This window comes from Effusibacillus consociatus (assembly GCF_042652925.1).
GTDB classification, from domain to species: domain Bacteria; phylum Bacillota; class Bacilli; order Tumebacillales; family Effusibacillaceae; genus Effusibacillus; species Effusibacillus consociatus.
Genome location: NZ_JBHSHC010000106.1, coordinates 39527 through 59061, shown reverse-complemented (window position 1 = coordinate 59061; position 19535 = coordinate 39527). Strand labels below are relative to the sequence as shown.

Below are 19535 nucleotides of genomic sequence, written 5' to 3'. Positions count from 1 at the left end.
AATTCCTGCAGTGTTTCGGTTTCAATCTGTCCAAAAAAATAGCGCCCGGGATCAGCGCCAAAATTCCCGTCACTGCAGGAAGCGATGACAGCCAGGCAACTCGTTGATCGGACGCGTGTAAAACTTTAATCGCAAAGAAAGTCACACCTCAAGACTTATGAAGAAATGAGAGACAGAACAAACAGTCACCCTCTGTCCGCATGGAACCGTAATGGACATTGCAGACATGAAACCCCTCGTGATAGAGCCTCGCCAAGGCATCGAACCCTTCCCCCAAGGGAACACTTACGTCCCCTTGTTTGTGGGTTTGACGTTCCAGCCGGTTGCGAAGATTCTCATTCTCGATTTGGAGCTTCGAGTTTTCTTCCAGCAGTTCCATAATCTTTTTCTTCAGGCTTCCCAGTTCCCCATAAAGCTCCCCGATTCGCTCTTCTAAGTTAGCGACCTGGGCAAACACGGCTTGTTTGTCCATGGCCTTCCCCCCACTTTATCCCGAAACTTGTTCATAGGAATCGTTTTCGAACTTCAAGCAGCACATTAATCGTCCGCACAGACCCGAAATCTTGGACGGGTTCAGGGACAGATTTTGATCTTTCGCCATACGGATGGAAACCGGATCGAAGTCACCCAACCAGGAAGAACAACACAGAACTCGACCGCACGGACCGATTCCGCCGAGAAGTTTCGCTTCATCACGGACACCGATTTGACGCAATTCGATGCGAGTGCGGAATACGGCTGCCAAATCCTTGACCAGTTCACGGAAGTCGACCCGGCCATCCGCGGTAAAATAAAAAATCACTTTGTTACGGTCAAACGTATATTCCACGTCCACCAGCTTCATTTCCAACTGGTGATCGCGAATTTTCTCAAGGCAGATGGAGCGGGCTTTTACCGCCTGTTCCCTGTTCTGCTCCACCTGATCCGCATCTTTCTTGTCTGCGATTCGGATGACCTTTTTGAGCGGAAGAATTACGTCATTTTCCGTAACTTCTTTTTTCCCGACTACGACATGTCCGTATTCAATTCCTCTGGCCGTTTCGACGATCACATGATCGTTGACGCTCACAGGAAGTGGTCCCGGATCGAAATAATAGATCTTGCCCGCTTTTTTGAAGCGGACACCGATCACTGTATATTTCATTGAATTATTCCCCCTGCAGCTGCAATACCATGTGTTCCAGGGCCAACTGCTGGTTCGCATGGGATTGTAAACGTTTTTTGGTCGACAGGACAATCTCTACCATTTGGACCAAATCTTCTGAACGGTAGGAGGCTGCCTGGGTCTGGATGCGAGAGGCTTGGCTCTCGAATACAATCCGATCTATATTATCGAGTTTCGCGTTCAGTAAGTCTCGATACCACCATGCTAGACAATCCAGGAAAGATTCCACATCTTCAGAGGTCCAACCTGGCTTGTGAATTTTGTCCTGTATAAGAAAAAGAGGATTGCCTCTTGTCGAAGCTGCTTCTTCGCTTAATTGTACCACCAGATTTACAATTTCGGCAAATTTCTCATACTCGGAAAATTTCCTAGCGGAGTCAATACTTTCCTTAAGGTAGGACAGCAATTTTGCCTTTGCAGCCGGCATTCCTTCAGCCTGTAAGGCAGCCTGAATCAAAGCGGGTGAAATTCTTTGAAATGGAATAATTTGGCATCTTGAAACAACGGTCGGCATCAAGCCGGACTTTCGATTCGCAAGCAGAATCGCCACAACTGGAGTGGAAGGTTCTTCAAGAAACTTGAGCAGCGCGTTCGCAGCTTCGGGTGTCATCAGTTCGGCATGGGTCACAATATACACCTTGCGGGAGGCTTCCAAAGCTTTTAACGAAAACGACTTCTGCACCTCGCGGATTTGTTGGATCTTGATGGTTTGGCCATCCGGTTCGAGAAACACAAGATCCGGATGATTTCCGGAATCCACCCGCCGGCAGTTAATGCATGTCCCACAAGGCCTTTCGGGGAGCTCCTGCTCGCAAAGGATGCCCTTGGCAAAATGAACGGCTGTTTCTTTCATTCCCGAACCTTCCGGCCCCAGAAACAGATAAGAATGTGCCAATCGCCCGGTTGCCAACATATTTTGTAACATTTCTGCAGGTACGCCTGCCACTGGCCATTTTACACGCATCACGTTCTCCTTAAGAATAAAGATTCACAAGAAGACCTCGAATATCCCCGATGTTTTTCAGAATTTCGAGTTCATTTTTTTCTTCCTTCAACACTTCTTCCGCCAATTGAGCCATCAATTCATCGATCTCAGAAACCATTTTGTAGAGTTTCATCCTTCCGCGGCGGTCAAACCCCTGTCGTTCCCTGATTCCGTAACCGCCCTTCACAACCTCTTCCAGGAATCTGCGAATTCGCTCCTTGTAATTCATCAACGCTCTCCATGAGCATTGTTTTGACAGCTCCTTTCCGAGTTGGTCTATCGATCTCAGGAGCTTGTCCAATTCAGCTTGCTGAAGGCGGGAATTCGACAGGGATAAAATATCTTGAAAGGCAGGGCGATTCACATCCCCTGCCTGTTTCTCCTCACGTAACCCCAATTGTTCGATAAACGACCTCGAACTGCGGTTAATCTTCATTGCGATACACCTCGCTTTAGAGGCTATGAGTGATCTTGTCGGGTCCCCATTAAAGTACTCGGATTAAGCTGCGAAGGCTTACGTCACTTTAATGGGTAATTTTAATAGTGCGCGTATTTTTCAACGTCCACTACGAATACGGTGGCACCGCCTACTTGAACGGATACGGGATAAGGGACGTAGGAATCCATTTGATTCCCCATTGGGGACATGGGAGAAACCAGTTGTTCCCGAGCCCGGCAGCTTTGCCGTATGAGTTCGAGAACTTCGTCCACCTTTTCATCTTCTACCCCAATCAGGAACGTGGAGTTCCCTGACTTCAGGAATCCGCCTGTACTCGCAAGTTTGGTCGCACGGATGCCTGCCTTGACAAGACGGTCTGACAATTTCACACTATCTTTGTCCTGGACCACTGCAATCACTAGACGCAAGGCAATCCCTCCTTAGATCATGGATGATCTAGTCCGATTTGCCACCACGGACGGTGGCGTTCTTTTCGGAGTTTCCCAAATTTAGAAGTGTCTGCATCTCGTGCCGAACCTGATCTGCAATTTCTTGAATCGTTTTTGTTCCATCAAGCACTACGAAGCGATTCGGTTCTTGAGAAGCTAACGCAAGAAAAGTTTCCCGAACCCGGGAATGGTAGGACAGATCCCGTCCTTCAATCCGATCCGGTCCTCCCCGTGATTGAATCCTTGTCAAACCTTGATCAGGGGGAATATCGATCAGAAATGTTCGGACCGGCCACAACCCGTCGGTCGCTTCTTCGCTCCACCGCCGAATCATCTTCGGTGATAGCCCTAAACCAACCGCTTGATAGGCAATGCTTGCATCGATATACCGGTCACACAGCACCACTTTTCCCCGAGCAAGAGCCGGTCTTATCACTTCCTCAACATGCTGGGCTCGGGAAGCCGCGTATAAGAAGGCCTCCGTTTTCGGAGCCATGGCTGAGTTTTCCGGATCGAGCAGCAGGGCACGAATTTTATCGGAAATGGGCGTTCCGCCCGGTTCGCGGGTTGTAATGTATGCTATGCCCAGAGAGTCCAAATGGTTAGCCAGCAGCCGCAATTGAGTGGATTTGCCGGCTCCGTCGGGTCCTTCAAATGTGATGAACAATCCTGACATGGGCATTCTCCTATTCCAGAACCCGGACATATTCAACCGTTGGATCAACTGTCCCTTGGAACCGGGCACCAATTTGTTTCATTCCTTGTAAATATTCGACTAACTCGGAGGTATATCGTTCTCCCGGCAGAATCAAAGGAATTCCGGGAGGATAAGGAATCACAGGTTCAGCGGCAACTTGTCCGGTCGCTACCTCCAGTTTGACACGGCGGCGCAATCCATGCAAGGCATCTTTTGGAAGTGCAGCCTGTTCCAGACGAAAATGAGGTTGCGGGAATACCGGCCGATTTCGTTTCCCCGCACCGGATGCCAAATGATCCGCCCGGGTCTCCGCCAAAAACCGCAGTCCCTCTACCAGGCGATTCACCTGTTTTTGGGTATCCGCATAGGAAAAGACGGCGAGTAAATGTGCCTCATCCGCCATCTCAAAAAAGATTCCTTTCCGCGCTCGCAAAAGCTCTTCTGCGTCAAAACCGTTCAATCCCAACCCCTCAACTTGAATCCACCACTTAAACGGGTCCACTCCTGACGTGATGTTCTTCCCTTCGTAAAGGGTAAGACCCGAGAGCTTGTTTACCTCATTTCTTCCCACATCCAGCGCTTCCAGAGCTTCATCCAACAGACCGCGACCACGAGTTGCCATTTCATGCCGGACTGCGTCCAAGGACAGCAGCATCAGATAAGACGGACTTGAGGTCTGCACCATTCCAAGCATGGTTCGCAATCGCTCCCCATCATACCTGCCGTGTTTCCCATGCAGCATCGCACTGCCCGTCAACGACCCCAACATTTTGTGGGTGCTCTGAACGACCAGATCGGCACCCAACCGGATCGCGGAAACAGGCAATTTTTCATGAAACGAAAAATGGGCCCCGTGCGCCTCATCCACCAACAGCAGTTTCCCCCGCCCGTGAACTTCCGCCGCAATTGCCGCAATATCCGAACAAATTCCCTGATAGGTCGGGCTCGTCAGCATTACAGCTTGAGCATCGGGGTTCTCTTCCAGGGCGCGTCTGACTTCTTGAACCGTAATTTCCGTTGGAATTCCAAACTGTCGGTCGACTTCCGGGTAGAGATAAGTCGGCCGCGCTCCAGCAAGCACGATCGCATTATGCACCGATTTGTGTGCATTACGCGGGATAATGATCGATTCTCCCGGTCGGCAAGCCGTTAAAATCATCGCCATATTTCCGGCCGTTGAACCGCCAACCAGAAAATAGGTCTCCTCGCTCCCGAACGTTTCAGCAGCCAACTCCTGCGCTTCACGAATCGCCCCCGACGGCTGGTGCAAATCGTCCAGACCGGGAAGTTCCGTCAAGTCCAAGCGGAGTGCTTGTCCCAACCAGGGTGCGGCATCCATTGGAAATCCTCTTCCCATCTTGTGGCCGGGCACATGAAGAGGTAGGGGATTCGTTTGAAGATGTACCCTGAGCGCTTCCAACATGGGAATTCGACTGTTCACACGACCGCCTCCAAATAATGAACTATAAAAATTAAACCAACCGGTAGGTTTCTTCAATTATATCGTGCCATAGACTTGTTTCAACTACAGCGAACTTGTAAAATAGACTCAATGTTTTTATTAAAATTATATTGATATTTGGGAGGCCTCACAATGGCGCTGCAGCATAATGTCGGGCTCAGCCTGATTTTTCGTCTGGAATTGGAGAATTCGAGCACTACATTTGGCAAGCTTGCTTCGATAATAGGGGAAGCCGGCGGCGATATCATTGCGGTCGACGTCATTCGGGTATCGAAAGAAACCGTTATTCGTGACGTAAACATCAACGTTTTTGACAGAGAACACGGACAGAAAATCGTCAATGCTCTGGATGCCGCTCCCGGTATTAAAGTAATCAATGTATCCGACCGGACCTTCTTGATGCACATTGGTGGCAAGGTGGAAGTTACTCCTAAAATCAAAGTGAAAAACCGGGATGATCTGTCCCGCGTATATACTCCGCACGTGGCGCGCGTCTGCCAAGCGATTCATGAGGATCCTTCCAAGGCGTTCCAGTTGACCATTAAACGGAACACGGTTGCCGTAGTTTCCGATGGTACTGCGGTACTGGGTCTGGGAGACATCGGCCCTTATGCAGCGATGCCTGTAATGGAAGGGAAAGCGATGCTGTTTAAGCAATTTGCCGGTGTCGATTCATTTCCGATTTGTCTGGACACCAAAGACCCTGATGAAATTGTTCGGATTGTGAAAGCAATTGCTCCAGCATTTGGCGGCATTAATCTGGAAGACATCTCATCTCCGCGTTGTTTCGAAATTGAAGAACGTCTGAAAGAAGAACTGGATATCCCCGTATTCCATGACGATCAGCACGGTACGGCAGTGGTTCTTCTGGCCGGCTTGATCAACGCAGCAAAAGTAGTGGGCAAGCGTCTTAAAGATCTGAAGGTTGTCGTTGTCGGAATTGGAGCGGCAGGTGTCGCTTGTTCCAAAATGGTTCTTGCGGCTGGTGTGAAAAATATTATCGGTGTAGACCGAGTAGGGATTCTGAATCGAAACCAGGATTATGATAACAATATGTGGGATTGGTATGCGAAAAACACCAACCCGCTGAATCTGACCGGTACTCTGGATGACGCAATTCAAGGGGCGGATGTGTTTATCGGATTGTCGGGACCTGGTGTCCTGAAAGTGGAGCATCTGAAATCGATGGCAAAAGATCCTATCGTTTTTGCCATGGCGAACCCCAATCCGGAAATTGATCCGGAAGAAGCGGAACCGTATGTACGGGTAATGGCAACCGGACGTTCCGATTATCCGAACCAAATCAACAACGTGCTCTGCTTCCCCGGGATCTTTAAAGGTGCTCTCGAATGTCGGGCAAGCACCATTAACGAAGAAATGAAGTTAGCTGCAGCTCGTGCGATTGCCTCGGTTGTGACAGATGAAGAGTTGTCCGAGCACTATATCATACCTTCCGTGTTCAACAAGCGAGTGGCGGAGGTTGTGTCGAAAGCGGTAATCGAGGCTGCGTATGACACCGGTGTCGCCCGCCGTGGGGACGTCACTTCCAACAATAACTTTTAAACCGAAAAGCCACCCAGGTGGGTGGCTTTCCTATTTCTACGAAATCATGTCGAACCAGATTCCTTTCATCCGTTCAATATAAAAAGGGTACTTCTCGTCTTCAACGTCTGTTTGCACGATTTCCCGCTCGCAAGAAACGCATACAAATTGTTCCCAGATTCGAATCCCTTCGGACTTGGGTTCCCTGCAAACGATACAGACGCGAGTCTGTGAACTCTCACTCATCGAATCACCACTTTCCGACTCTTTCATCTAGCATTCAGTGTAGGGCAAATCTCTAGGTTTTTATACCTCTATCCTATGAAAAAGTCGGAAAACAGGTGAACCTTACGCAAGAATCCACAATTGGATCACGATCAAAGCGGCCAGCCCCGGCACGCCAAGAAGTCCAACCAATAACGCAGTCAACGGATTAATCGGGATATGAAGTTGGATGTATTGACCTGCCAAATTTAATAGGAACAAACCGATTACCCCAAACAATAGTGCCTTCCCAATTCCGATCACAATACCGCCGGGCTCTCGAACCACCTGAGACAGCAAATAAATTGCGACCAATCCTCCCAAAGCCAATCCTGCGATTTGCAGCGTGCTCATCCGTTTTCCCTCCTTGTCCTACTGTATCCTATGAGACACTCAGACAAGCTAGACCATTTTCTGTATCACATGGCTTTTGGATATGGAATGTTCACGCGAATGCCTTTTTCCCGGGCTTTCCGCAAATAAAAGTTATACTTTTTCTCCGCCGCTTCCAAAACAAAAATCGCATGGTCAATCAATTCGGGGTCTGCCAACAAATCGATTCGCTGCTGTGCGAGAACCCACTCTTTATGTGCTTGCTGGAGTTCGGCAAAGAACTTCTCCTCTTCGGAAGGTTCCTCCTTATTCTCTCCTTCCATCCAAAACATCCACTTGCTCCAAAAATGTTTCCCACTCATTGTCCTCCCCCTAGCACTCTACGAAACTCGTGACACTAGAGTATAGTCGGGAGCGAACCGAACTATTCCATATTTGTTAAAAAGTGACCTCAGCCATGATGGCTGGGTCACTGTCGATGCACTGTTTCTTGTTTTTCGGTCCCTTATTCTTTTCCGGGTCCGTTTTTTCCGGGGCCCCCGTAAAGTACTCGGTGTTGCTGCAAAGCTTCACTTCACTTTACGGGGTTTTTTATATTTCGCGACGCCCTTCCAACGCCTTGGACAGGGTCACTTCATCTGCGTATTCCAAGTCGGCGCCTACGGGAAGTCCGTGTGCGATGCGGGTGATCTTAATCCCTGCCGGTTTCAGGAGACGCGAAATATACATCGCGGTTGCCTCCCCTTCCACATTCGGGTTGGTCGCCAAGATCACTTCATTGACGTTCACATCCGTCTCTTGCAGACGGCGAAGCAGCTCCGGAATCCGAATTTGATCCGGCCCGATCCCTTCCATCGGGGAAATTGCCCCCTGCAATACATGATAACGGCCGTTAAATTCACGAGTCTTCTCCATCGCCACAACATCTTTGGCGTCTTGTACCACACAAAGAAGTTCTCTGTTTCGGGACGGGTCGCTGCATATGCGGCAGGGATCCACATCCGTAATGTTGCAGCACTGCGAACAATAATGGAGGTGTCTTTTTGCATTCACAAGCGCCTTCGCAAACTCCATCACGTCCTCTTCTTTCATGGAAAGAACATGAAAAGCGAGTCGCTGAGCGGTTTTGGGTCCGATTCCAGGCAGCAGCATGAAACCGTCAATCAAATCGGCAATCGGCTGCGGGTAATACAACATGCAGTTTCTCCCCTACCTGCAAATCTAGAATGGAAAATTCAGTCCTTTGGTGAGATGCCCCATCTCTTTTTGTGACATTTCATCCGCTTTTTTCATTGCATCATTTACTGCGGCCAAGACAAGGTCCTGGAGCATTTCCACATCTTCCGGATCCACTACTTCAGGCTTAATCGTAACCGATTTAACCAGCTTGTGACCGGTCACCACAACAGTGACTGCACCGCCGCCCGCGGTTCCTTCCACGGTCTTTTCTCCTAACGCTGCTTGCGCTTTCATCAGGTCTTCCTGCATTTTCTTCGCTTGTTTCATCAACTGATTCATATTTTTCATTCTGTTTTCCTCCTACTCTTCAATCTCAACAATTTCTTGCCCGAACAAATTGATCACGTCGTTCACAAGAGAATTTTCACTTGCGGCCGCTAACTCGGCAGCCCCTTCCTGTTTATACGACTTCCATTCGGATTGCAGGATCGCAACCAGTGAACTCGGTTCTCCCATATATTCCGTCAGTACTTCGTCGATGACCGATTTATGAATCGGCTTCATGACGGTGTCCCGATGGATTTGATTTTTAAAAGCCACAATCACGTTTCCGCTGTCCACCGCTGCAGGTTCCCCATCCAACAGCCATGCTTGAGCGGTGATTTTGCGCCGCTTGACTTCATCAAGGATTTGGTTCCAGCCTGATGAAATTTTCTCAAACCGTTCTTGGCTCGGATTTTTCAGCAGTTTGTCAATAGAGCGGGAGGCTGGGATTGGCGTCGGAGACGGCGTGGCTTTTGCCTCGGGAGCCGCTTTGGCTGGAGCTTCTTTTTCGGCGGGCGGGATCGGCTTGGCGGGTTGGCTGAAACTTGCCGCAGCAGGCGCTGCTTGTGTCCGTATTCCAGGTTGCGCTGCGGGAACTCCTTGCTCCACCTTGCGTTCCAACTCTTCAATCCGGCGAAGCAAGCCCTGTACATCCGATGATTCCGTTTTGCAAAGACGAACCAGCAGCATTTCAAGCAAAAGACGGCCTTGACTGTGCCACTTCATTTCTTGTGACGTTTCCGTCATCTGGTCAATCAAAGCGATCAATCGGGATGAGGTGAACAACTCCGCCACTTCGGGAAACGTCTTATCGTAGTGTATGCGATCTTGGATTTCTTCCAACCCGGGTACTGTTTTATACATCAGAAGGTCACGGAAATACACGGTTAAATCGTGCAGGATTTGCACCACGTCTCTCCCGTCATCAATCAAATCTCCGGTCAACCGCAGTACCTGCTGGATTTCCTTGTTGGCTATAGATCGTGCTATCGAAGCCAATGTATCGGTTCGAACTCCGCCTATTAAAGTTACAACGGCCTCTACTGTTACTTTATCGCCGCCAAATGATATCACTTGGTCAAAAATGGACAACGCGTCCCGCATACCGCCTTCTGCCGCACGGGCTACCATCCACAACGCGTCATCATCGACCTCAATTTGTTTCTGCTCCGCAATATACCGCAACCGGTCAACCGTCTGTCGACCTGCAATCCGTCGGAAATCGAACCGTTGACAGCGCGAAATAATGGTTGCCGGAAGCTTGTGAGGCTCCGTTGTCGCCAAGATAAACACAACATGTTTGGGCGGCTCTTCCAACGTTTTTAACAACGCGTTAAACGCTTCTGTCGTCAGCATGTGAACTTCGTCCACAATGTATACTTTGTAACGGACTTCTGTCGGTGCATACTTCACTTGTTCCCGCAAATCCCGGATTTCATCCACGCCGCGGTTGGAAGCTGCGTCAATTTCTACGACGTCCATAATCGAACCCGCTGTTATACCTCGGCACGCCGCACAAACGTTACAGGGCTCGTCCGTCGGTCCGTGCTCACAGTTGATCGCTTTAGCCAAAATTTTGGCCGAACTTGTTTTCCCTGTTCCTCTTGGACCCGAGAATAAATAAGCATGAGCAAGCCTGTTCGTTCTTAGCGCGTTTTGCAATGTTCGCGTAACGTGTTCTTGGCCTACCATGTCTGCAAATGATTGCGGGCGCCATTCCCGGTACAAGGCTATGTACGACATGTGAGCCCTCCTAAGATAATAAGCATGCTATTTCTAGCTTACCATATACAGACCAACAAACAAAGGAATAATAAAGCAAAAACCGTCCTCAGCATAAGAACGGTCATGTTGAAAGCCATCTGTTCAGACCAGGCACCCCTGCGGCACACGGAAAGATTCCCTTAGTGCTGCTTCCGTCAGGACCTGACACGGTTCAGGAGTTCCCGTCGCACAGGACCCGGTCTGAGCGGATGGCTCTCGTGGCGGAGAGGGTGGGATTCGAACCCACGAGACGGTTCCCCGCCTACACGATTTCGAGTCGTGCTCCTTCGACCAGCTCGGACACCTCTCCAGATTGCGTTATTTTCGGCGTTGTTGAAAAAACTCCTTCAGTATCATACCACACTCCTCTTCCATGATGCCAGAGGTAAGTTGTGGTCGATGGTTAAATTCATCGGTTTCGATGAGATTCACGATCGAGCCGGCAGCGCCAAATTTCGGTTCCTTCGCCCCAAACACCACCTCGTCGACACGAGACAACAGGATGGCTCCCGCACACATCGGACAAGGCTCTGACGTAACATACAACTTACATCCCACGAGCCGCCAACCGCCAAGAATACGGCCAGCCTCCCGAATTGCCAGGATCTCGGCATGGGCAGTCGGATCTTTCCAGGTTTCCCTCATATTGTGTCCGCGGGCAATCACTTTTCCGTCATAAACCACTACTGCTCCTATGGGAACTTCTCCCCACCCGGCCGCTTTTTGGGCTTCTGCAAGAGCTTCTCGCATATACAATTCATGCTGCATAGTTCTGGGCACCACCAATTATCAGGGATGCATGGAATGCCAGTTTACCATAATTCGATGCCAAAAATCAATAAAATACGGCGCTCTGGGACAAATTGCTTGTATGCTAGCCCTTTGCTCCGTGCAAAATCATAAAACCACAGTTTTTTTCACATATAAAAAAGGATTTTTCCTGGTACAGCAAGAAATAAGCCAGTAATCCTGGGGTAGGAGGTAATTTAAGATGCACCGGGTATTCGAAGCCGAGCAGATAGAAATCTTGTATGATTGCGCAGACCGTTGTCAGCGCTGCCAAGAATTAGCCTGCAAACAACCCGCTTTTGTAGAGGTCGTGTTTTGTCCGCGTTTTGTTGCAATTGAACCTCATCCAAACACGAGAAGAACTGTGACCAACAAAAAAACCAAAAGATACGGAACGTCACTGTAAGAAAAAGAGCCTCGGAATCTGTTTTTCCGGGGCTTTACGAACCCTTCCGCCTTATCCCCTATCGCTCATTCGGAGCCTTGCATTTCGCCCCCTATTTTTTTACAAATAATACGGCAAACGGTAAGAATTTTGGGGTGACTGCTGCTTGTTTGACAAGATCCAGAAATATTTCCATCTGAAATCCAGAGGAAAAAACATTGGTGCAAGAAGCAGCACAGTACGTTGCAGATAACTCCACCATTTATAAAGATGTAGAAACTAACACCGGAAGCTATTTTATCCGGTGAAACGGCTTTTATTTGTTGACGGATTTGATACCGTTCTTACAATCGGCACACAGGGTTTCGAAGCACGAAATGTTCAAGACCCGGATACAGAGTCTGTGGTGAGAGGTCCTCGTGAGGGATTTGTTGAAAATCTTCAGGTGAATCTTGCATTGCTTCGAAGAAAAATTAAAAACCCGAATCTGACGTTTGAAAGATACACATTGGGGCAACAAACCCGTACATCTATATGTATCGGATATATTGAAGGGATCGCGAATCCCGAAATCATTCAAGAACTAAAAAAGGCGGAAGAAGAGCGAGCCAAAAGAAAGACTTGATTATCTGAATCAATTGGAAGAAATAAACAAACAGGTAATCGAAAAAGAACTACGAAAGACTGTTGATAAAGCACAAAAAGAGTTCAAGTCCGATATTTTGCGTTTTGGAAGTGCGTTGAATAAAAAATACCCCGGCAAGTGGAACGAAATCAAAGACAAGTGGAGTGATTTGTTTCCTAAGGTTGAATATACCGTAAACGCAAATGTAACTCTTAGAACGACACAGTTAAAGCAAGGTCCCACTTATCCTCCCGAAGAAGAACTGTCAGTTTTTCCTTCTCTGTGTCAGAATCTTTACAACATACAACACGACGTTATACAGCAGAATGAATGCGAGGATTACCGTATACAATAATCCGCCTGTGATGCCGAACGCTTGGAAGCACACCGGCTTCTTTTAATGCATTTAGATCGGACACGTTTATCCACCTCATAAGTAACGCAACCGATAATAAAAAATAAAACAACTGGAAGCATGATTTCGCTTGTGCGAGCGAACACTTCGTATCCCAAACAAAGGATATAAACGGTAGTAAGCATGGAAACGGCGAGAATAACCACCAGCGGTGTGGTGGGGAGAAAGATCATGACAATCAGGTCACCAAATTCACGGGAATTTTGAAAGGATATCAACAAAAAATAGAAAGCGTAGAGGATGATCAAAGGTGCGGCAATCGGCTTCCCCAAAGTCTCAATCAGAATATCAACAAAATTTTTGTCCGGGTAATAGCTTTGGATTTTCATATAGATCCATAGCAGAATAAAGCCTACGAGCATCGCGATCAGAATCGCGATCCATGCGTCCTGCTTTGCGTCAATTCCCAATGCAAAGAGCGTCGTACTCCCGATCTCAAACAACATGATAAGAGCAAACAGTTGAGTTTTGCTTATACGCGTCATACTAACGTCAATCCTTACCAAGGAAGGTCTACAGATTATTTTTACCGTAAGACCGTTTATTCATAACTACAGATCCGCTCGAGCTGCGATCATGCCTAAAGAAAAAAGACGGACTTTCCGCAAAAACGGAAAATCCGCACTAATAAATAGATGGTGCGCGAATCCAACAGCCGTTCTCCTACGTCCGGAAATACCGGTCTTGTCCAAGCGCTAGTATTCATTATGAATGATTTTTGATGATTTCCACGAGACGCTCAAAGCTGTATTCATGCTCCACCATCGCAACCGTGAAATCCTCCGCCTGTTTTTGCTCCATTTTGAAGAAATATCCGTTGTATCGCAGAAACATCACCATGGCCGTGAAAGCTGTTCGTTTGTTGGCGTTTTGAAACGCATGATTCTGGCCAAGTGATTCAAATAATGCGGCGGCTTTCTCGAAGATCGTTGGGTAGGCATCCTCACCGAAAGCAGATTGTTGGGGACGGTATACCGCCGATTCCAAAAGGGATTCGCTTTTAATGCCGATCTGCTCGGACGGGCTATATCGCTGGATTGTTGATACATTGATTGCGACAATATGTTGTACGGACAGATAACGAACAGTCATTATCGATCTTTAAGCCCTTTCAATGTTTCGTCATATTCGTTCATGACGGCGTGAAGTGTCTCCAGAAACTCTCGTGTCACGCCTTTAGGTAACGCCATCCGCTCGCTTTTCTTGATCACGATTTCGCCAGCCTCTTCGCGGATGTCAATACTTACAATGTCCCCGGAATCAACGCCAATTTTCTTCAAAGCCTCGGTCATGGTAACACCAAGACTATTCCCGATCTTCGTTACCTTCCGCTCCATCATCCGGTTCGTCACCACTCTCATCAATAATCCCGCCCCCATTCATTTTATGTTCTAATGTTATAATAATTATACGTGATTCACCCAAAAATCAAAACTTTTTTGTTACCGCCGCCACTCAATTTGGAGAAGAGCTTTTTGGAGAAAGACATGCGAAAAAATCATCTATGTGACCAAACCGTGACCAAAAAAGAAAAGGCGCAAGTTATCGCTAACGCGAAAACCCACGCCACACAAGAATTTCTGGTGCACCCGGAGGGATTCGAACCCCCCCAAGACGTCGTTTAGGAAACGACCGCTCTATCCGCCTGAGCTACGGGTGCATGGTCATATTATATGGATTCCGCCGTGCAGAATCAACCGGCAAACTTTCACTTGGTTAAGCCGTTCTCCTTTTCCAATTCCATCATAATTTTCCACGTGCGAAGAAATTCCTTGCGTCTCTTCGGAACCGCCTGCTTATAAGCCATCCAAAACTTGTGACTTTCCGGATCTTTCTTAAACAGTTCGGCAATTTCACGTGCTTCATCAAGCAGCGGAGACTTATAATTCGCTCTTGCGTCTTTTACAGTATCCGATCTCCCCAACAAATAATCTACCTTCACTTCAAACAAATCAGCCAAACGAATCAATGTCTTAATATCCGGTTCATTTCTGCCGTTTTCATAGTGGGCGTATCGAGCTCGAGAAATACCGAGTGCATCTGCAATTTCTTGCTGGGTTCTCGTACCCCTTAACATAGCCAGACGTTCCGCGAGCATACTCCCACCTCCTTGACTTCTATTATAGTTACAAATTGTATCTGTTGGAACAACGAAATGAAAAAATAGATGAAAATTATGGTTGACGTTACAAAATGTAACATGTATTCTAAAGTTAATCAGATACTTTTTGTATCAAATGGGGTGGTAGTTTGAGAAGAGAACGTCTATCCAAAGAACGCGCATCCCGCAATTTGACACAAGAACAGGTTGCAATGGAAATTGGCATTTCGACGATTTATCTAAGGAAATTGGAAGGCGGGCAATCCAAACCGGGACGGGAAACCATGTTGAAGCTAGAACATTTCTATGGGGTACCAGCCAGAGATCTGTTTCCCGACATTTTTTCCGGGTTCTCCGATTCCGCAAACAATCCTGATCACGAGGGGTGAATCAAAATCTGTATGAATGAAAAAGATGTAGTGTCCAATTTGATCCGGAATAACCGGTTGAGTCACCAGGAAATCCAGCAGATTCTAGCGTTATCAACGAATGAAATTATCAGTACATTGATTGGCCTGAAAGGCGGTTTTGTATACCGCGCCTATCTGCTGGAACGGCTTATGGAACTTACGGGTGGTCCGAGAGGGCTCGCTGTACCGGAATCGATCTACGAAGGAGCAACTGCACCCAAATAAAAAACCAGCCTGTTTTGGCTGGTTCTATGTTGGGTAGGATGCAGTAAATGGCGGAGTGAGAGGGATTCGAACCCTCGATACGAGTTATCCCCGTATACTCGCTTAGCAGGCGAGCGCCTTCGACCTACTCGGCCATCACTCCTTGAAGATACTTCCCTATTGTACAGTGTTCAGTGCCGGAAATCAAGATTTTGAGTCTGTTAACTTTTTCATCTTATTCCTTCTGCCAATGGAATAGAAAGTCACCAGCAGCATAAAACCCCACGCAAACACGTAGAAAATCTTCGAAATAATCTTTGAAACGTCATATGGAGATAAACTGATCATGAATCCAACGAAAAAGAAAGCAACCGTGATAAACAGGAATCGGCCAAATGCCGCCCGGTGCAAAGCGAAAAACTGAACAATTACACAAACGATAAACGCGAGCAAGCCCACGAGAAACATCATTGTTGAATCGGCTCCTTTATTTAGATACCACCTATTATACATGATTTTGTGCTAGAATTCGAGTATGGGAGGGAGTCGAGTGAAGCCTCATTTCATCACAGTCGAAGGCCCGATCGGAATCGGGAAAACCTCTTTGGCCGAAGCCATCTCCGAGCGTTTTGGTTTTGTTTTGCTGAAAGAAATTGTCGAGGAAAACCCTTTTTTGGGCAAATTTTACGAGAACATCGAAGAGTGGAGCTTCCAAACCGAGATGTTTTTCCTTTGCAACCGATACAAGCAGCTGCGTGATATAGAAAGCCGCCATTTGTTGGCCGGACAATCGGTTGTTGCAGATTATAACATTTTTAAAAATACGATCTTTGCCCGCCGCACTTTATCGGGTTCCGAGCTCGCCAAGTATCTGACGATCTATGATATCTTAACTGCAGACATGCCCCAGGCTTCTCTAATTGTCTATCTGAATGCCAGTGTGGATACCATTATGTCACGTATTGCCAAACGGGGACGTCCGTTTGAAAAGAATATTGAAAAGGAATACATTCGGGTTCTCCAGCATGATTACAACAATTTTTTTGATTCGTTCAAGAAAACGCACCCGACGGTTCCAGTGATTGACATTAACGGTGATGAAGTTGATTTTGTCGAGCGTGAATCTGATTTGGAAGCTGTGCTTATGCGTATTCAACATGACTTGAGTTAACAGTGAAGATACCGGCAGGAAAAAAAGCAGGCGGCTCTTGAATAGGCAACCTGCTTTTCTCGCGATCCACTGTTTTTTTTATGAGCGTGTGATCTTGGTTACCCCGCCCATGTAAGGGATAAGCGCTTCCGGAATCACAACATTGCCGTCTTCCTGCTGGTAATTTTCAAGAATAGCGGCCACTGTACGACCGACTGCAAGTCCGGAACCATTAATTGTGTGCACAAATTCCGGTTTTGCCTTGGGATCCCTGCGGAATCTGATATTGGCGCGACGCGCCTGGAAGTCTTCAAAGTTCGAACAGCTAGAGATTTCCCGGTATTGATTGGCGGCCGGGAGCCAAACTTCCAAATCAAATTTTTTCGCTGGACCGAATCCCAGATCCGCAGTACACATATTCAGTGAACGGTAAGGAAGATTCAAGCGCTGCAAAATCGTTTCCGCATTCTCCACAAGCTTCATCCATTCCTCATACGATTCTTCCGGTTTCGTAAACTTCACCATTTCCACTTTGTTAAACTGATGCATCCGGATTAACCCTCGTGTATCGCGACCGGCCGATCCTGCTTCCGAACGGAAGCAAGGGGTGTATGCAACATAATAGCGCGGCAGATCTTCAGCCTGCAAAATTTCATCCCTGTGGATATTGGTAACAGGCACTTCTGCAGTTGGAATTAAAAAGTAATCGGTGTCCACCAGCTTGAACGCATCTTCCTCAAACTTCGGAAGATTTCCGGTTCCGGTCATGCTCGCCCGATTCACGATGAATGGCGGCAGGACCTCGGTATAGCCGTGTTCTCCTGTATGGATATCGAGCATGAAATTTGCCAAAGCCCGTTCCAAGCGAGCTCCCAGTCCTTTATAGAACACAAACCGTGAACCGGTCACCTTACCGGCTGTCTCAAAATCAAGGATGCCCAGCTCCGCCGCAACCTCCCAGTGAGGCTTCGGTTCAAAGTCAAACTGCCGGATATCTCCCGATTTTTTCACTTCTACGTTATCGTCTTCCGATTCTCCGTAAGGAACACTTTCATGCGGGATATTCGGAATCGTCAACAGGAGATGGTTAATCTTCTCTTCCAAAACCCTCAGTTCATCATCCAGCTCCTTGATTCGGTCACCCACTTCCCGCATTTCCACGATCAGTTGTTCCGCGTCCTGGCCTGCTTTTTTAAGCTTTGCGACCTCTTGCGATACACTGTTTCGTTTTGCTTTCAGAGTTTCAGTCTCAGCAAGAAGTTCACGCCGACGTGAATCCAATTGCAGGAATTCGTCCACCACTTCCGGCGATTCGCCCCTTTTTCTTTGTGATTCCCGCACCTTATCCGGTTCATTGCGCAGAATTCGTGGATCTAACATTTTGATTCATCTCCCTTTTAAAAATGCAAAAAGCTCCCGCCGCCAGACAAAGTCCGGGACGAGAGCTGTATCTCCCGTGGTGCCACCCAAGTTCAACCGCCCGTATAAAGTGAGCGATTCTCTTTCATTGATAACGGAATGACCCGGAGCCGCTTACTACGAATGCCTTTGCAGAATCATTCGATTGACAGCCCGCTTGGAGAGGGATTCACAGAAGCTCTTGACCGGTTCGCAGCCACCACCGGCTCTCTGAACAAGAGGGATTCTGGTACTTGTTCTCCGCATCGCTTTGTGTTGCATAGTTTACCACACTTAATTGAGTTCATACAAGCGTTTCTTAATCGCTTGAAGATGTAAGCTCCTGCAGTCTCTTGGCGAGAATGATGTACATGGCATGGGACCACAACAGCGGTTTTGCAGGCTTCCCCCACCGATCCACCCATTCTTGATACTTGTCCCGAAAAAAAAGAGCTTCCGGAACTTGTTCGGGGAGAGAAAGATCTGCATCCGTTTGCGACTCCACCCAGTCCAGTAGTTCGCCAGCGCGTTTCAGGTTCCCGATCTCAGCGTAATACCAACCCAGCCAGGCGGTTAATAGTACCCAGGCGCCTCCGCCGTAGAAGGAATCTTCCGGATAACGGTGAACGCCGCCTGTGACAAGCCGATTTTCAATTTCTTCGACTGTTTTGACCATGTTTTGTCCATTCGGAGGGACCACTTTAAACGGAACGGACAACCACAGCAAGTTTGCATCGATGCTTGGATTGCCAAACGACTTTATAAACCGGCCGTTTTGCACGCCATTCTCTTGAAGCGCTACACGAATTGCACCTAATGTTTTTGGAATTTCGGAATTGGAAACGTACGGATAGACCGCTTGCAGCCCGCCATAAATGGCAGCCAAAGTACTCGGGTGCACACGATCACCAAATTCCTCCCAACAATCATGGTTAGGGACACTCCAGAAAGTGGAGAGATATCGAATCGTCGCATCTACACTCTGATCCACATCTTTCAGAAAATCCTTATTGCCTGTTAGCCCGATATGTTCCGAGACACCCCATAAATACGCGCCATACCCGTCTAGTTGGAAGTTTCCCCATTCTTCCTTGCCCTCATCGCCTTCCAGAGTAAACCGAGTATGTAAGAAATCAGCTTCTTCAATCGGTTCCCCATTCCTGTACCTAGACAAGAGAAGCGACAATTTGGGGAGGTGTTTCCTTATGGCCATATCCACCCATCGGTAAAACCGGCCAACTGCCTCATGCTCACCTGCTTTATCAAGCGCATATGCAATAAACGTTCCATCCCGCAACCAACAGTACCGGTATGCAGAAAAATTTGGGGACGCGGGGAACGCTCCATTCGGAGCCTGCGTTCGCAGAATTAACTCAATACTGTGTTGATAGAGCTTTTTCACCTGGGTCTCCTCCTGTCACTCCCACGAAAGTAACTCCACCCATCGAGAAATAC

27 protein-coding genes, 3 tRNA genes, 1 pseudogene and 1 other annotated feature are annotated in these 19535 nt (G+C 47.8%); of the genes and pseudogenes, 7 read left to right on the top strand and 24 right to left on the bottom strand.

What is annotated here, in order from left to right; all coding sequences use genetic code 11:
* Positions 1-148: 148 nt before the first annotated feature.
* The 7 genes and pseudogenes from yabA to ACFO8Q_RS14190 all read right to left on the bottom strand — a co-directional run bounded on the left by yabA (position 149) and on the right by ACFO8Q_RS14190 (position 5176).
* Positions 149-472, bottom strand: a complete 324-nt coding sequence (gene yabA, locus ACFO8Q_RS14220) for a DNA replication initiation control protein YabA (RefSeq protein ID WP_380026470.1) — start codon at positions 470-472, stop codon at positions 149-151.
* 30 nt (positions 473-502) lie between these two features.
* Positions 503-1144: pseudogene (locus tag ACFO8Q_RS14215) on the bottom strand (PSP1 domain-containing protein); the annotation flags it as partial.
* A gap of 4 nt (positions 1145-1148) precedes the next feature.
* Positions 1149-2129: a DNA polymerase III subunit delta' gene (gene holB / locus ACFO8Q_RS14210; protein WP_380026469.1), complete on the bottom strand. Its 981-nt coding sequence runs from the start codon at positions 2127-2129 to the stop codon at positions 1149-1151.
* A gap of 10 nt (positions 2130-2139) precedes the next feature.
* Complete coding sequence (locus ACFO8Q_RS14205; protein WP_380026468.1) at positions 2140-2586, bottom strand: YaaR family protein; 447 nt, start codon at positions 2584-2586, stop codon at positions 2140-2142.
* Between the two features lie 101 nt (positions 2587-2687).
* Complete coding sequence (locus ACFO8Q_RS14200; RefSeq protein ID WP_380026467.1) at positions 2688-3017, bottom strand: cyclic-di-AMP receptor; 330 nt, start codon at positions 3015-3017, stop codon at positions 2688-2690.
* A gap of 28 nt (positions 3018-3045) precedes the next feature.
* The gene (tmk, locus tag ACFO8Q_RS14195; protein ID WP_380026466.1) at positions 3046-3714 is read right to left on the bottom strand and encodes a dTMP kinase; all 669 of its coding nucleotides are present in this window, start codon (positions 3712-3714) and stop codon (positions 3046-3048) included.
* Positions 3715-3724: 10 nt separating this feature from the next.
* A complete protein-coding gene (locus ACFO8Q_RS14190) occupies positions 3725-5176 on the bottom strand; it encodes an aminotransferase class I/II-fold pyridoxal phosphate-dependent enzyme (RefSeq protein ID WP_380026465.1) in 1452 nt (483 codons plus the stop codon).
* A gap of 153 nt (positions 5177-5329) precedes the next feature.
* Here ACFO8Q_RS14190 and ACFO8Q_RS14185 point away from each other — a divergent pair, with 153 nt between their 5' ends.
* On the top strand, positions 5330-6760 hold the full coding sequence (locus ACFO8Q_RS14185) for an NAD-dependent malic enzyme (RefSeq protein ID WP_380026464.1): 1431 nt from the start codon (positions 5330-5332) through the stop codon (positions 6758-6760).
* Between the two features lie 36 nt (positions 6761-6796).
* On the opposite strand, the gene ACFO8Q_RS14180 is transcribed toward ACFO8Q_RS14185, so the two are convergent.
* From ACFO8Q_RS14180 to tadA, 8 genes are all read right to left on the bottom strand, one after another.
* Positions 6797-6985 (bottom strand): sigma factor G inhibitor Gin, encoded by a 189-nt coding sequence (locus ACFO8Q_RS14180; RefSeq protein WP_380026463.1) that lies wholly within the window; start codon positions 6983-6985, stop codon positions 6797-6799.
* 102 nt (positions 6986-7087) lie between these two features.
* The gene (locus tag ACFO8Q_RS14175; protein WP_380026462.1) at positions 7088-7357 is read right to left on the bottom strand and encodes a pro-sigmaK processing inhibitor BofA family protein; all 270 of its coding nucleotides are present in this window, start codon (positions 7355-7357) and stop codon (positions 7088-7090) included.
* Positions 7358-7422: 65 nt separating this feature from the next.
* The gene (locus ACFO8Q_RS14170; RefSeq protein WP_380026461.1) at positions 7423-7698 is read right to left on the bottom strand and encodes a DUF2508 family protein; all 276 of its coding nucleotides are present in this window, start codon (positions 7696-7698) and stop codon (positions 7423-7425) included.
* Positions 7699-7927: 229 nt separating this feature from the next.
* Entirely contained in the window at positions 7928-8530 is a 603-nt protein-coding gene (gene recR, locus ACFO8Q_RS14165) for a recombination mediator RecR (RefSeq protein WP_380026513.1), read from the bottom strand.
* A gap of 27 nt (positions 8531-8557) precedes the next feature.
* A complete protein-coding gene (locus tag ACFO8Q_RS14160; protein WP_380026460.1) occupies positions 8558-8863 on the bottom strand; it encodes a YbaB/EbfC family nucleoid-associated protein in 306 nt (101 codons plus the stop codon).
* Between the two features lie 12 nt (positions 8864-8875).
* Positions 8876-10582, bottom strand: a complete 1707-nt coding sequence (gene dnaX, locus ACFO8Q_RS14155) for a DNA polymerase III subunit gamma/tau (RefSeq protein WP_380026459.1) — start codon at positions 10580-10582, stop codon at positions 8876-8878.
* 240 nt (positions 10583-10822) lie between these two features.
* Positions 10823-10913, bottom strand: a tRNA-Ser gene (locus ACFO8Q_RS14150).
* 8 nt (positions 10914-10921) lie between these two features.
* Entirely contained in the window at positions 10922-11371 is a 450-nt protein-coding gene (gene tadA / locus ACFO8Q_RS14145; protein WP_380026458.1) for a tRNA adenosine(34) deaminase TadA, read from the bottom strand.
* 223 nt (positions 11372-11594) lie between these two features.
* On the opposite strand from tadA, the gene ACFO8Q_RS14140 reads away from it, so the two are divergent.
* From ACFO8Q_RS14140 to ACFO8Q_RS14130, 3 genes are all read left to right on the top strand, one after another.
* A complete protein-coding gene (locus tag ACFO8Q_RS14140; protein ID WP_380026457.1) occupies positions 11595-11798 on the top strand; it encodes a hypothetical protein in 204 nt (67 codons plus the stop codon).
* 283 nt (positions 11799-12081) lie between these two features.
* A complete protein-coding gene (locus tag ACFO8Q_RS14135; RefSeq protein WP_380026456.1) occupies positions 12082-12402 on the top strand; it encodes a spore germination protein in 321 nt (106 codons plus the stop codon).
* A gap of 13 nt (positions 12403-12415) precedes the next feature.
* Positions 12416-12757, top strand: coding sequence for a Ger(x)C family spore germination C-terminal domain-containing protein (locus ACFO8Q_RS14130; RefSeq protein ID WP_380026455.1), 342 nt, complete (start codon positions 12416-12418; stop codon positions 12755-12757).
* On the opposite strand, the gene ACFO8Q_RS14125 is transcribed toward ACFO8Q_RS14130, so the two are convergent.
* The 5 genes from ACFO8Q_RS14125 to ACFO8Q_RS14105 all read right to left on the bottom strand — a co-directional run bounded on the left by ACFO8Q_RS14125 (position 12742) and on the right by ACFO8Q_RS14105 (position 14915).
* Positions 12742-13302 carry a GerAB/ArcD/ProY family transporter gene (locus ACFO8Q_RS14125; protein WP_380026454.1) on the bottom strand — a complete coding sequence of 187 codons (561 nt, stop codon included), beginning with the start codon at positions 13300-13302 and terminating at the stop codon, positions 12742-12744. The two genes, ACFO8Q_RS14130 and ACFO8Q_RS14125, sit on opposite strands and share 16 nt — an antisense overlap.
* Positions 13303-13522: 220 nt before the next feature.
* Positions 13523-13909: a type II toxin-antitoxin system death-on-curing family toxin gene (locus ACFO8Q_RS14120; protein ID WP_380026453.1), complete on the bottom strand. Its 387-nt coding sequence runs from the start codon at positions 13907-13909 to the stop codon at positions 13523-13525.
* Positions 13909-14178, bottom strand: a complete 270-nt coding sequence (locus ACFO8Q_RS14115; RefSeq protein WP_380026452.1) for an AbrB/MazE/SpoVT family DNA-binding domain-containing protein — start codon at positions 14176-14178, stop codon at positions 13909-13911. Before ACFO8Q_RS14115 ends, ACFO8Q_RS14120 begins: the two co-directional genes overlap by 1 nt.
* A gap of 220 nt (positions 14179-14398) precedes the next feature.
* A tRNA-Arg gene (locus ACFO8Q_RS14110) sits at positions 14399-14477 on the bottom strand.
* Positions 14478-14525: 48 nt separating this feature from the next.
* Positions 14526-14915 carry a helix-turn-helix domain-containing protein gene (locus ACFO8Q_RS14105; RefSeq protein ID WP_380026451.1) on the bottom strand — a complete coding sequence of 130 codons (390 nt, stop codon included), beginning with the start codon at positions 14913-14915 and terminating at the stop codon, positions 14526-14528.
* A 152-nt stretch (positions 14916-15067) separates the two neighbouring features.
* Between ACFO8Q_RS14105 and ACFO8Q_RS14100 the strand changes: the two genes are divergently transcribed.
* Together ACFO8Q_RS14100 and ACFO8Q_RS14095 are read left to right on the top strand one after the other, a co-directional pair.
* A complete protein-coding gene (locus ACFO8Q_RS14100; protein WP_380026450.1) occupies positions 15068-15307 on the top strand; it encodes a helix-turn-helix transcriptional regulator in 240 nt (79 codons plus the stop codon).
* A gap of 12 nt (positions 15308-15319) precedes the next feature.
* Positions 15320-15553 carry a hypothetical protein gene (locus tag ACFO8Q_RS14095; RefSeq protein WP_380026449.1) on the top strand — a complete coding sequence of 78 codons (234 nt, stop codon included), beginning with the start codon at positions 15320-15322 and terminating at the stop codon, positions 15551-15553.
* A 48-nt stretch (positions 15554-15601) separates the two neighbouring features.
* Here ACFO8Q_RS14095 and ACFO8Q_RS14090 read toward each other — a convergent pair.
* Both ACFO8Q_RS14090 and ACFO8Q_RS14085 read right to left on the bottom strand, forming a co-directional pair.
* Positions 15602-15695 (bottom strand) — tRNA-Ser (locus ACFO8Q_RS14090).
* Between the two features lie 41 nt (positions 15696-15736).
* Positions 15737-16003 (bottom strand): hypothetical protein, encoded by a 267-nt coding sequence (locus ACFO8Q_RS14085; RefSeq protein ID WP_380026448.1) that lies wholly within the window; start codon positions 16001-16003, stop codon positions 15737-15739.
* A gap of 64 nt (positions 16004-16067) precedes the next feature.
* On the opposite strand from ACFO8Q_RS14085, the gene ACFO8Q_RS14080 reads away from it, so the two are divergent.
* Positions 16068-16703, top strand: a complete 636-nt coding sequence (locus tag ACFO8Q_RS14080) for a deoxynucleoside kinase (RefSeq protein ID WP_380026447.1) — start codon at positions 16068-16070, stop codon at positions 16701-16703.
* A gap of 78 nt (positions 16704-16781) precedes the next feature.
* Here the strand turns inward: ACFO8Q_RS14080 and serS are convergent, their stop codons facing one another.
* Together serS and ACFO8Q_RS14070 are read right to left on the bottom strand one after the other, a co-directional pair.
* Entirely contained in the window at positions 16782-18062 is a 1281-nt protein-coding gene (gene serS, locus ACFO8Q_RS14075; RefSeq protein WP_380026446.1) for a serine--tRNA ligase, read from the bottom strand.
* A 51-nt stretch (positions 18063-18113) separates the two neighbouring features.
* Positions 18114-18356, bottom strand: a binding site (T-box leader).
* Between the two features lie 43 nt (positions 18357-18399).
* Positions 18400-19482, bottom strand: coding sequence for a glycoside hydrolase family 15 protein (locus ACFO8Q_RS14070; RefSeq protein ID WP_380026445.1), 1083 nt, complete (start codon positions 19480-19482; stop codon positions 18400-18402).
* Between the last annotated feature and the right edge of the window lie 53 nt (positions 19483-19535).